The organism is Mesorhizobium sp. M2A.F.Ca.ET.037.01.1.1 (genome assembly GCF_003998075.1).
Taxonomy (GTDB): Bacteria; Pseudomonadota; Alphaproteobacteria; order Rhizobiales; family Rhizobiaceae; genus Mesorhizobium.
This window is the reverse complement of the sequence record NZ_RZSA01000097.1, coordinates 1-11136: the sequence shown is the minus strand read 5'-3', so window position 1 is coordinate 11136 and position 11136 is coordinate 1. Positions and strand designations below refer to the sequence as shown.

The following is an 11136-nucleotide window of genomic DNA, read 5'->3' as shown; positions in this document are numbered from 1 at the left end:
AATGTGGACAATGCCGGCGCAACCGCGGGCCTGGACACATTGTCTGCAACCGCTGCCTGCGGTGAGGCGAAGCCGCGCGGAGCCTGATCGGCATCCGTCGCCGCCCTGCCCATCGAGGGTCTTGCCGGCGAGGCGTCGGTGACGGCATCGGGCTCCATCACGGCGCGGTAAGCATCCTCGACCTCTGCGGACGACAGGCGCTGCGATGCCTGGGCGGCAGGGCGCGGCTGCGCGCTTTGCAGCGACTGGGCCGCGATTTGCGCCGCCTGCCCCGTCGAGGGCGCCGGCGGCTGGACCAGCGTCTTGATCAAAGCCGCCACCGCAGGATCGGCCTTGGGCGAAGGCGCCGGCTGCGGGGTAAGCGCTTCACCGATCAGTGCGTTCAAGCGGGTCGAGGTGATGTCCATGCCGGCTTCCGGAAACTATTTTGACGCTCAGCCATACCGGATGAGCATTGCGTCAAGCTTGACGTTGCTTGCGATTTGTGGCGATTGAAACCCAGATGAACGCAAGCGTCCTTTCATGATGAACCGTTTCGAAGGCCCGGGCGGCAGGGAAGCCCGGATCCGCTATCTCGACGGCGACTTCCAGGTCACCAGTCCGGGCTCGTTCGTGCGCTGCGCGGTGACGGGCGAGAACATTCCGCTCGACGAGCTCAAATATTGGAGCGTCGCCCGGCAAGAGCCCTATGTGAACGCGGCGGTCTCGCTTGCCCGCGAGATCGAGATGCACCCGGAGCTGCGCAAACGGTGATAGGCCGGGCGAGTTCACGACGCCGTGACAGTCACCTCGATTGCGCCTAGGCTACCGAATTGAAAAACTTCAAAAAGTCTCTCAAGACCTTTCTTCGCATGCCGCTTATCATGCGTGCGAGAATGCGCGATCGGGCGGTATCGAAAGCCCCACGGTTTAAGCTGGCGGCCTGCGCCATCTTCCGTGAAGAAGCGCCGTTTCTGGCCGAATGGATCAGGTTCCACCAGGGTGTGGGATTTGAGCATTTCTATCTCTACAACAACTTCTCGACCGACGACTTCAAAGCCGTATTGGACCCGTTCATCCAGCAAGGGCTGGTTACGTTGGTCGACTGGCCGCGGCCGGTGGGACAGCTGTCGGCTTATAGGGACTGCATCCGCAGGCGCTGGCGTGAAGCATTGTGGATCGGATTCTTCGACATCGATGAGTTTCTTTTCGCGCCCGACGGACGTGACGTGCCCTCGGTTCTCAGGGACTATCGCGACCTTCCAGGCGTTTGCGTCTGGCAGGCGTTCTATGGCTCTTCCGGCCATGTCGAGCGACCGGAAAGACCACTGGTCGAGGCCTTTACGATGCGAGCCGGGCCGAACATCACGACGGTCAAGACTATCCTCAACCCTCGCATGGTCTACAGGCCTGGCGTCCATCAGTCGAAATTCCTGTTCGGTGAAGGGGTGGACACTGATCGACGGACCATCGTGCCCGGTATGCCTCCCAAGCTCGATATATTGAGGATCATTCACTATTGGTCGCGATCGCTCGCCGACCTCGACCAGAAGATCCGGCGCGGCGACGCCTCGACTTCCACGCCGCGCGACAGGGATTGGCATTTCGACTTCGAAAGCAAGCTCAATGTCGAGCGCGACGAGACCATCCTCGAGGCGATGCAGCGTCAGCGCTGAGGCAACCTGCAACTTGGCCTGTCGCGGCTTCACGGCCGGCGCCATTCACCCGGGCCAGCCCATACAGGTTCCTGGCCGAGTGCCGGCAACAATCGATCGTCGCGACGAAAAACCCTTCTTCCAACGCACGTGACAGGTCCGTGACTCTGCGGTTATAGACAATGCCGTGGGTATGGGGGATTTGCCGTGAAGGCTCTGGTGACCGGCGGTGCCGGCTTTATTGGTTCGCATTTATGCGACCTGTTGCTGGCAAGCGGCCATGAAGTAATATGCCTCGACAATTTCTTGACTGGTTCGGATGAGAACATCCGTCACCTGTCAAACAATGCGCGGTTCAGCCTGCTGAGGCACGACGTCACCGTGCCGCTTCAGGCCGAGGCCGATGAGATCTTCAATCTCGCTTGCCCCGCCTCGCCTGTTCACTACCAGCGCATTCCAATCGAGACGACAAAGGCTTGCGTCTATGGCGCCATCAACATGCTCGACCTTGCATGCGCTTCGGGCGCCAGAATCCTCCAGGCGTCGACGTCCGAGGTCTATGGCGATCCGCAAGTCCATCCCCAGACCGAGGCCTATTGGGGCCATGTCAACCCGATTGGCCCGCGCAGTTGCTACGATGAAGGCAAAAGATGCGCCGAAGCACTGTTCTTCGACTATCGGCGCCGGTCGCAACTGCCGATCAAGGTGGTGCGCATCTTCAATACATATGGACCTCGCATGCACCCTTCGGATGAGCGCGTGGTCAGCAATTTCATCGTTCAGGCATTGCGCAAAGACCCCATAACCATCTACGGCGACGGAAGCCACACCCGCAGTTTCTGCTATGTCGACGACCTGGTGGATGCGATGGCCCGGATGATGGCGACGCCCGACGATTTCGTCGGGCCCGTCAACATCGGAAACCCGACGGAAGTCACGATCCTCGAGCTGGCCGAGCTGGTGCTGGGCATCGTCGGCGGCAAGTCGAAGATCGAGTTCAAGCCCCTCCCCGAAGACGATCCCCAACAGCGCCAGCCCGATATAGGCCTGGCGCGTTCGGCGCTGGACTGGTCCCCTCGTGTTGCCCTCGAAGACGGGCTTGGCGAGACAGTCCGCTATTTCCGTGGGCTTATCAACTGACGGCAGGGCACCGGATCAACCAGGCGCGCCGCAAAACTCAGCCACGCATCTTGCGCTGACGCCAGGCGTCGAGCGTCTCGCCGATGATGCGTTCAGGCACGTGATCGAGCTCGAACACGGCCTCGATGTCGAGCACGTCCAGTTGATCGAGGAAACCGGCGGGCACCTCGCCGTGGCGCAGCCGCGCGGCGTCCTTCGCCGTGGTGACCAGGCGCAGCCCCTCCTGCCGGGCGAGCGCCAGAAGGTCGGCAAGCTCGTCCTGGGCGTAGAAATGATGGTCCGGAAAGGCGCGCGAAAGCGCGACTTCACCGCCCGCTCCGCGCACCGTGTCGAAGAATTTCTCCGGATGGCCGATGCCGGCGAAGGCCAGGAACCGGCCGCCGGCGAAGCGTGACGGATCCGCCGGCTCGACATGCGCCAGGAAGATCGGCCGGCCGGCACGCGCCGCCTGGCGCACGACGCCGTCGGCGGCGGCGCCCTCGCCCATCTTCAGCAAGCCGCTGGTGAAGACCAGCTGGTCGACGATCTTGGCGCGGAGCGGTCCACCCGGAATGACGTGGCCGTTTCCGACGCCGAAGCGGGCGTCTACCACGACCAGCGCATAGTCGATATGGATGCGCGCCGACTGGAAGCCGTCATCCATGATCAGGAAATCGCAGCCATGTCCCTCGATGAGCAGTTTTGCGCCCGCGGCGCGGTTCGCCGTCACCGCCACCGGCGCGTGTTCGGCCAGAAGCAGCGGCTCGTCGCCGACATGCTTGGCGGCGTCGTGATGCGCATCGACGACATGCGGCTTGGCAAACGAACCGCCATGGCCGCGCGACAGGAAGCCCGGCGTGAGCTGCATACGCTTGGCTTGCCTCGCCAGGGCGATAGCGACCGGCGTCTTGCCGCTGCCGCCGACCGTCAGGTTGCCGACGCACAATACCGGCGCGTCGACCTTCTCGCGCGGGGCATGCCGCATGCGGCGGCCGGCAACCATGCCGTAGGCAGCCGACACCGGCGACAGAGCGAGCACGCGCCAGTCCGGCTTTTCCCACCAGAAGGGCGGCGCCTCGCTGGTCATCTCATCGACCGTTGGCGCCTTTCAGGCGCGCCTTGACGACCAGCGGCTGGATATAGGGCTCCAGAGATTTCAGCGTCCGGGCGAGCGCGCCGCGCATCTCGTCGACGGTGGCGGCACCCGCCGCGATCATTTCGTGGCGCGCCACCTCGTTGCTCAAAAGGAAATTGACCGCGCCGGTCAGCATGTCGCGGTCGCGCACAAGCTTGGCGCCGCCGCTGTCGAGCAGGCGCTGATAGGCCTCGCGGAAATTCTGGACGTTGCGGCCGGCAAGCACCGCGGTTTCGAGCATTGCCGGCTCGAGCGGGTTCTGGCCGCCTTCCGAGGTCAGCGAACGGCCGACGAAAGCGATCTCGGTCAGCCTCAGGTAAAGCCCCATCTCACCGATCGTATCGCCCAGAAGGATATCGGTATCGTGCGAGATGCGGTCACCCTTGCTGCGCCGTGCCACCGTCAGGCCCATGCCGGAAATCTGCGCGGCAAGCGCGTCGGCGCGGTCGGGATGACGCGGCACGATGATGGTCAAAAGCCCATGATGGCGCCTGTGCAGGCTGGCATGGACCTCGGCGGCCACGACCTCTTCGCCGTCATGGGTCGAGATCGCCGCCCAGGTGGGGCGATCGCCGATCTGGCGCTGCAGGGTGGCCAGGGCCCGCTCATCAACCGGCGGCGGGTTGGTGTCGACCTTGAGATTGCCGGAAACCGTGACCGGCCGGGCGCCGAGCGCGCGGAACCGCTCGCCGTCGACATCCGATTGGGCGATGACATGGGCGAGATTCTCGAACAGCGCCTCGGCAACGCTTGCGCGCTTCTTCCACGACGTGAAGGAGCGGTCCGACAGCCGGCCGTTGACCAGAACCTGCGGCACATTGCGGGCGCCGAGTTCCAGGATGGTCATCGGCCAGATTTCCGATTCGGCGATGATCGCCAGTTCCGGCCGCCAGTGATCGAGGAAACGGCTTACCGCGGGCTTGAGATCGAGCGGCACATATTGGTGGATGATGCGGCTGCCGAGGCGCTCGTCGGCGACCTTGGCCGAAGTCACGGTGCCGGTGGTCAGGACGACGTTGACGCCGTAGTCGAGGATGCTCTCGACCAGTGGCACCACCGCGATCGTCTCGCCGACGCTTGCCGCATGGATCCAGATCACCGGCCCTTCCGGCCGGGGCCGGCCGGCGACGCCGTAGCGCTCGCGGCGCCGGGCGCGATCTTCCTTGCCGCGCGAGGCGCGCCAGGCGACATAAGGACCGATCAGCGGATAGGCGGCCGCCCCCGCATAGCGGTAGGCGGTCAGGGCCGCACGCGCCCAGCGCTCGCTCATTTGCCGCCATCCACGAGGCGATAGGCCTCGGCCGTCGCGGCGTTGAGGGAGGCGGTGACCTCCTGGCGCTTGCGCTCCATCTCGGCATCGTCGGCATCGGCCGGCACGAAGACCGGGGGGCCTACGATAACCGCGGAGCGCCCGAAAGGCAGGTTTATGGTGGTCTTGTCCCAACTCCTCTCAAGCACCTTGCGGCGACTGGTGGCGATGGCCGAGGGCAGGATCGGCCGGCCGGAAAGCCTGGCCAGAAGAACGATGCCAAGCCCGGCCTCGCGCGGCTTGCCGTTCGGAATGTCGGCGATCATGGCGACGTTCTTGCCGATCACGAGCGACCTCTTGAGCGCGATCAAGGCCTTGGCGCCGCCCTTGTCGAGATGGTTCGAGCTGTTGCGGCCGCCGGAACCGCGCACCGCCTCGATGCCGAATTTCTCGAGCATCAGTGCCTGGAGCTCGGCGTCGGCGCTGCGCGAGACCATGGCGACCAGCGGCCGGCCCTTGGGGTAATAGGCAGGGGTCAGGAGTTGCTGGCCGTGCCAGAGCGCGATGATGCCGGGCTCGAGATGCGCATAAGCGCCGCCGGCAACCTTCGTCGAGCCTTCGACAAGCGGGCTGGTGAGGCGAATCAGCCGCAGGAACCAGGCGAACAGGCTGGCGATGAAATTCTTGACGAAACTCGACTGCGCCAACGGCTCGCGGATGCGCCGCCACAGCGTACGCGTTCCGCCGCGTCTGGCAGCGCGCCGCCTGGTCGCGCCTTTCACCGCTTCATGCTCCATCGACGTCAACCGCCGACCTTTGTTTCTGGATCGAGCAGACGGTGCAGATGAACAACGAAATAACGCATATGGGCATTGTCGACACTGGCCTGCGCCTTCGCCTTCCACGCAGTGTGCGCCGAATGATAGTCGGGGTAGATTCCGACGATGTCGAGCGCGTCCAGGTCACGAAACTCGGTTCCACCCAGCTTTTTCAGCTCTCCACCGAAAACCAGGTGCAAAAGCTGTTTCTTTCCGTCTTCCACGGCCATGCCGATCCTTCGCAGATTCATGAATTTTGTGAAACGTTTAGCCCAAAGCAGACGATTTTGGAACTGTGGGCCGACTCACCCTTGGTCAATGCGGGCAATTACACCGGCGAGCACGCCGAGCAGTTCACCGCTGCCGGCGGCAAGCGCGCCGTGATTGATCACCTCGCCGGCATAGCGCGGCGGCTTGCCGGCGCGATCAAGCAGTGCGCCGCCAGCCTCGGCGAGGATGAGATCGGCGGCGGCGATGTCCCAGTCATGCGCATTCGGCTTGACGAAGGCCGCATCGAGCTTGCCGGCGGCGATCATCGCCAGCCTATAGGCAAGCGAGGGGATGTAGGCGGCCCGCCGCAGCCTGTCGTGCCAGACTTCCGGCATCAGGTCGACCAGCGTCTTGGGTCCGCCGATATCGACGCTCTGACCCAGCGGACGCACATGGATGCGCTTGTCGTTGAGATAGGCGCCCTCGCCCGGCAGCGCCCAGTAGGTCTCATGCTTGGCCGGGCATTCGAGCACGCCGGCGAGCGAGCGGCCGTCCTCGACCACGGCGACGCTGACGCACCAGGAATGCAGACCGTCGAGAAAGCCGCGCGTGCCGTCGATCGGGTCGACGACGAAGGTGCGGCGGGCCGACAGCCTGGCGTGGTCATCGGCGGTCTCTTCCGACAGCCAGCCATAATCGGGACGCGCATTGAGCAAGGTCTCGCGAAGATAGGCGTCCGCCGCATGGTCGGCCTCGCTCACCGGCGAGGTGCCGCCCTTCATCCACACCTGCGGGTTGTTGCCGAAATAGCCCATGGCGATGGCGCCGGCTTCGCGGGCGGCTTCGCGCAGCAATGCAAGGTCGTCGCCAGCCTCGCTCGATGTCAGTTGGTCAAGCGCCGGCAAGGGTCATCCCTTCGATCAGGAGCGTCGGGGCAGCCGTGCCGAAATTGCGGTCGAGGTCGCTCGCCGGCACCATGTTGAGGAACATGGTCTTCAGGTTGGAGGCGATCGTCACCTCGGCCACCGGATAGGCCAGCGCGCCGTTCTCGATCCAGTAGCCGGAGGCGCCGCGGCTGTATTCTCCGGTCACCATGTCGACGCCCTGACCGAACACCTCGGTGACGTAAAAGCCGCGCTTCAGCGACGCGATCAAGTCGTCCGGCGAATGCTCGCCGGGCTCGATGGCGAGATTGGTCGAGGACGGCGAGACCGACGAGCCGCTGCGGGAGCCGCGTCCATTTGTGACGAGACCGAGCTCGCGCGCGGCCGAGGTCGACAGGAACCAGTGGTTCAAGATGCCCTTCTCGACCATCAGCAGCTTCCCGCCCTCGACGCCTTCGCCGTCGAACGGGCGCGAGGCCTGTCCCCGCCGGCGCAAAGGTTCGTCGGTGACGGTGATCGCGGCCGAGGCCACTTGATTGCCCATCATGTCGCGCAGGAAGCTGGTCTTGCGGGCGACCGACGCGCCGTTGATGGCGCCGGCGAGATGGCCGGCGATGCCGCGCGCGACGCGCGGATCGAACACCACATCGACCGGGCCGGTCGCCGCCTTGCGGGCGCCGAGGCGGCGCACGGCGCGTTCGCCGGCCTTGCGGCCGATCTCTTCCGGCGCGTCGAGGTCGGCGAAATGCTGGCGCGAGGAGAATTCATAGTCGCGCTCCATCGCCGTGCCCTCCCCGGCAATGACGCTGGTCGAGCGCGAGAAACGCGAGGCGACATACTGGCCGACAAAGCCATGCGAGGTGGCGAGAACCAGGCCACCCAGGCCGGCGCTGGCGCTGCTGCCCGAGGAATTGGTGACGCCCTTGACGGCCAATGCGGCCGCTTCGGCGGCAAGAGCTGCCTCCTTCAACTGGTCGGCCGGCACCTCGGTCGGATCGAAAAGGTCGAGATCGCGCAAATTGCGGGCAAGCAGGGCGGGATCGGCGAGGCCCTGGAACGGATCCTCGGGCGAGACTTTGGCCATGGCGACGGCGCGCTCGGCAAGCGATTTCGGATCGGAAGCGGCGGTCGCCGAGACGCTCGCCACGCGCTGGCCGACGAAGACGCGCAGCGACACATCCTCGCTCTCCGACGATTCGGTGCCCTCGACCTTGCCCAGCCGCACCGACACGCCGGCAGAGCGGCCGCGCACCGCCACCGCGTCGGCCGCGTCGGCGCCGGCACGCCTGGCGGCCTCGACGAGCGCCGTCACGCGATCGGTCAATTTCGCTGCGTCGAGCTTATCGGTCATAAGGTTGTTCCTGTTTGTTCATGCAATCTGTCAGGGCCATGCACTTTGTCACCCCCTGCGGCACCTGTCGCATCGTCTTGTGCATGCCAAAGCGCCAGCTGTCGCACCATCTATTGTTCCACCCACGCTAGTGCAATGGCGGATGCGGCAATCTCAAGGCAATCGCGGTGGTTAGTGTGGGATGCGCAGGGTCGAAAAGGGCGTGCTATCCGGCCACCGGCGCCCAGATCACGTCCTCGATCCTCGTTGCCCCCGTCGCCAGCATCACCAGCCGGTCGAAGCCCAGCGCCGAGCCGCTTGCCTGCGGCATGATGGCCAAGGCCGCCAGGAAATCCTCGTCCAGCGGATAGCGCTCGCCATAGACGCGCTCCTTCTCGTCCATCTCGGCGAGGAAGCGGCGGCGCTGCTCTGCCGGGTCGGTAAGCTCGCCGAAGGCGTTGGCGAGCTCGACGCCGCAGCAATAAAGCTCGAAGCGCTCGGCAACGCGCGGATCCTCGGCGCTCGGGCGGGCAAGTGCCGCTTCCGAAATCGGATAGCCGTAAAGGATGGTGGCCCGCCCCCGCCCCAGCGCCGGTTCGATCTTCTCCACCATCACCCGGCTGAACAGATCGGCCCAATTGTCGTCGGGCGCGGTGCGCAGGCCAGCCTTGACCAGCGCGGCATGAAGTCCGTCGCGATCCGTGCTTCCGTCAGCCCCGACGGTCGCCAGAAGATCGATGCCGGCATATCGAGTGAAAGCCTCTGCCACACTCAGCAGCTCCGGCTCGGCGAAGGGGTCGGCCTCACGTCCGCGAAAACGGAAACGCCTGGAGCCGGCCTTCTCCGCGGCGAGCGCCAGGAATTCGGCGCAGTCGTCCATCAGGCGCTCGTAAGTTTCGCCGATGCGGTACCATTCGAGCATGGTGAATTCGGGATGATGCAGCGGCCCGCGCTCGCGGTTGCGCCAGACTGGGCCGAGGCTGAAGATGCGCTCCTCGCCGGCGGCGAGCAGCTTCTTGCAGGCGAATTCGGGCGAGGTGTGGAGATAGAGCGGGTGGCGCGATGCGTCGGGGCCGAACGCCTCGGTGGCGAAGGCGGAAAGGTGTGCCTCGTTGCCCGGCGAAACCTGCAGCGCCGAGGTCGTCACCTCGATGAAATCGCGTGTCGAGAACCAGCCGCGAAGCGCGGCGGCAATTGCGTTGCGCGCCATCAGCCGGGGCCGGCGGTCGGCATGGATATCAGGCATCCACCAGGGCGAAGCGGCGGTCATGGGCAGGAAAATCGCACGGAAGACTGGCGGTTCGGCGCAAGATGCGCTAGGGCGCACGCGATGGCCGCCGTCGCCGCTTCGCGGAAATCGACGCTTGCAGGCCGAAAAACTCGAACAGGATCGAATATCGTGGTCAAGGTCATCGCCAGCTCCTTACGCAAAGGCAACGTCGTCGATAAGGACGGCAAGCTCTATGTCATCCTCTTTGCCGAAAACATCCACCCTGGCAAGGGCACGCCGGTGACGCAGCTCGACATGCGCCGTATCGGCGACGGGGTGAAGGTCTCGGAACGTTACCGCACGACCGAAATGGTCGAGCGCGCCTATGTCGAGGAGCGCGAGCACACCTTCCTCTATTCCGACGGCGAAGGCTTTCACTTCATGAACCCGGAAAGCTACGACCAGGTCGTGGCTTCGGAAGCCGTGGTCGGCGACTTTGCGCCCTATCTGCAGGAAGGCATGGCCGTTCAGCTCGCCCAGTTCAACGGCGTGCCGATCTCGCTGACGCTGCCCCAGCGCGCCACCTTCGAGGTGGTCGAGACCGAGCCGGTCACCAAGGGCCAGACGGCGTCTTCCTCCTATAAGCCGGCCGTGCTCTCCAACGGCGTGCGCACCGCCGTGCCGCCGCACATCTCCGCCGGCACGCGCATCGTGGTGATGACCGCAGACGGGTCATACGTCGAGCGCGCCAAGGACTGAGGGCTCACGGGCAACGCGGAGCATTTCACGGAAACGGCGAACCGCTCCGCCTTCTTGGTTTCGAGGCAAATTAGGACCCACAGGCTCCGGCGCGGGCCTTTGTGGGCGTTCTCCGCTGGAAGTTCGGCTGAACTACTGTCCCGAAGGCGACGATATCAGCACATATCCGCGGGTTTTGTTCTCATTGTCGCTGTCGACCGTGCTCATCGCTCCGAACAGGTCGGCCGTCGTCACCCATACCGGCGGATATTTGTAGCGGGCGACATCGAGGATCAGGAAGCGGTCCGCTTTCTCGTCGTAAGCGGCCAGTGGCGATATATGCCCGCCTTTCTCCTGGCCCATCGCCTTGCGCAGATAGTTGACGATGACGAAGTGCCCGGGCTTGGCAAGGAACGAACTGGCCTGGATGCGGAACTGCTCGAGGCTGGCATCCGAAGCATGGCGGACCTCGGCCTTGATCGGCTGGGTGGAAAGAATGGCCCCGATTTGGTCGAGCGTCATTCCCTGCTTGTCGAGGACCTGACGAGGAAGAATGGTTTCCGTGCGCTCGTTCAGGACATTATCCTGCGTGAACGTCTTGTAAGGTTCGTATTCGGGCACCGAAGGCGCCGGAACGTTGAGCGCGTTCAACACCATGACGATGCTGGCCACGCCGCAATAGGCCTGCGTCTTTTGCGTGAGAAAGTTGCTCGCGAGGGGGAAATAGGCTTCCTTCGCCATGCTCTCGGCAAGAAAGCCTTCTCCGGCAGGGGAACTGAACCCCGTCAGATTGTCCGGAAGCTTCAGCG

The 11136-nt window shown here is 64.5% G+C and carries 12 protein-coding genes and 1 pseudogene; 4 read left to right on the top strand and 9 right to left on the bottom strand.

The annotated features are described in order from the left end of the window. Positions 1–407: pseudogene (locus EOA27_RS07610) on the bottom strand (hypothetical protein); the annotation flags it as partial. Positions 408–522: 115 nt separating this feature from the next. Between EOA27_RS07610 and EOA27_RS07605 the strand changes: the two are divergent. The 3 genes from EOA27_RS07605 (at position 523) to EOA27_RS07595 (ending at position 2774) form a co-directional block, all read left to right on the top strand. Next, positions 523–753, top strand: coding sequence for a DUF2093 domain-containing protein (locus tag EOA27_RS07605; RefSeq protein WP_126061281.1), 231 nt, complete (start codon positions 523–525; stop codon positions 751–753). A gap of 122 nt (positions 754–875) precedes the next feature. Next, complete coding sequence (locus tag EOA27_RS07600; protein ID WP_245491047.1) at positions 876–1655, top strand: glycosyltransferase family 92 protein; 780 nt, start codon at positions 876–878, stop codon at positions 1653–1655. Positions 1656–1850: 195 nt separating this feature from the next. Then, positions 1851–2774 carry a UDP-glucuronic acid decarboxylase family protein gene (locus EOA27_RS07595; RefSeq protein ID WP_245491048.1) on the top strand — a complete coding sequence of 308 codons (924 nt, stop codon included), beginning with the start codon at positions 1851–1853 and terminating at the stop codon, positions 2772–2774. 37 nt (positions 2775–2811) lie between these two features. On the opposite strand, the gene lpxK is transcribed toward EOA27_RS07595, so the two are convergent. From lpxK to epmA, 7 genes are all read right to left on the bottom strand, one after another. Then, positions 2812–3840, bottom strand: a complete 1029-nt coding sequence (lpxK, locus tag EOA27_RS07590) for a tetraacyldisaccharide 4'-kinase (RefSeq protein ID WP_126083128.1) — start codon at positions 3838–3840, stop codon at positions 2812–2814. 1 nt (position 3841) lies between these two features. Then, on the bottom strand, positions 3842–5158 hold the full coding sequence (waaA, locus tag EOA27_RS07585) for a lipid IV(A) 3-deoxy-D-manno-octulosonic acid transferase (RefSeq protein WP_127255845.1): 1317 nt from the start codon (positions 5156–5158) through the stop codon (positions 3842–3844). Beyond that, entirely contained in the window at positions 5155–5934 is a 780-nt protein-coding gene (locus EOA27_RS07580) for a lysophospholipid acyltransferase family protein (protein ID WP_126083130.1), read from the bottom strand. Before EOA27_RS07580 ends, waaA begins: the two co-directional genes overlap by 4 nt. A 5-nt stretch (positions 5935–5939) precedes the next feature. Then, the gene (locus EOA27_RS07575) at positions 5940–6185 is read right to left on the bottom strand and encodes a DUF4170 domain-containing protein (protein WP_126083131.1); all 246 of its coding nucleotides are present in this window, start codon (positions 6183–6185) and stop codon (positions 5940–5942) included. 75 nt (positions 6186–6260) lie between these two features. Then, positions 6261–7070 (bottom strand): 3'(2'),5'-bisphosphate nucleotidase CysQ, encoded by an 810-nt coding sequence (locus EOA27_RS07570; protein ID WP_126083132.1) that lies wholly within the window; start codon positions 7068–7070, stop codon positions 6261–6263. Continuing rightward, entirely contained in the window at positions 7057–8400 is a 1344-nt protein-coding gene (locus EOA27_RS07565) for a TldD/PmbA family protein (RefSeq protein ID WP_126083133.1), read from the bottom strand. The genes EOA27_RS07570 and EOA27_RS07565 overlap by 14 nt, the downstream gene beginning before the upstream one ends. 205 nt (positions 8401–8605) lie before the next feature. Next, entirely contained in the window at positions 8606–9649 is a 1044-nt protein-coding gene (gene epmA, locus EOA27_RS07560; RefSeq protein ID WP_126083134.1) for an EF-P lysine aminoacylase EpmA, read from the bottom strand. 129 nt (positions 9650–9778) lie between these two features. On the opposite strand from epmA, the gene efp reads away from it, so the two are divergent. Next, positions 9779–10348 carry an elongation factor P gene (efp, locus tag EOA27_RS07555; protein ID WP_042646394.1) on the top strand — a complete coding sequence of 190 codons (570 nt, stop codon included), beginning with the start codon at positions 9779–9781 and terminating at the stop codon, positions 10346–10348. A gap of 132 nt (positions 10349–10480) precedes the next feature. Here efp and EOA27_RS07550 read toward each other — a convergent pair. Next, on the bottom strand, positions 10481–11136 hold a 656-nt coding region (locus tag EOA27_RS07550; protein ID WP_127255843.1), incomplete at its 5' end, for a phytochelatin synthase family protein.

Coding starts and splice junctions, on each gene's coding strand:
- EOA27_RS07605 (WP_126061281.1), top strand. CDS start 523: ATGATGAACCGTTTCGAAGGCCCGGGCGGCAGGGAAGCCCGGATCCGC.
- EOA27_RS07600 (WP_245491047.1), top strand. CDS start 876: ATGCGCGATCGGGCGGTATCGAAAGCCCCACGGTTTAAGCTGGCGGCC.
- lpxK (WP_126083128.1), bottom strand. CDS start 3,840: ATGACCAGCGAGGCGCCGCCCTTCTGGTGGGAAAAGCCGGACTGGCGC.
- waaA (WP_127255845.1), bottom strand. CDS start 5,158: ATGAGCGAGCGCTGGGCGCGTGCGGCCCTGACCGCCTACCGCTATGCG.
- EOA27_RS07580 (WP_126083130.1), bottom strand. CDS start 5,934: ATGGAGCATGAAGCGGTGAAAGGCGCGACCAGGCGGCGCGCTGCCAGA.
- EOA27_RS07575 (WP_126083131.1), bottom strand. CDS start 6,185: ATGGCCGTGGAAGACGGAAAGAAACAGCTTTTGCACCTGGTTTTCGGT.
- EOA27_RS07565 (WP_126083133.1), bottom strand. CDS start 8,400: ATGACCGATAAGCTCGACGCAGCGAAATTGACCGATCGCGTGACGGCG.
- epmA (WP_126083134.1), bottom strand. CDS start 9,649: ATGACCGCCGCTTCGCCCTGGTGGATGCCTGATATCCATGCCGACCGC.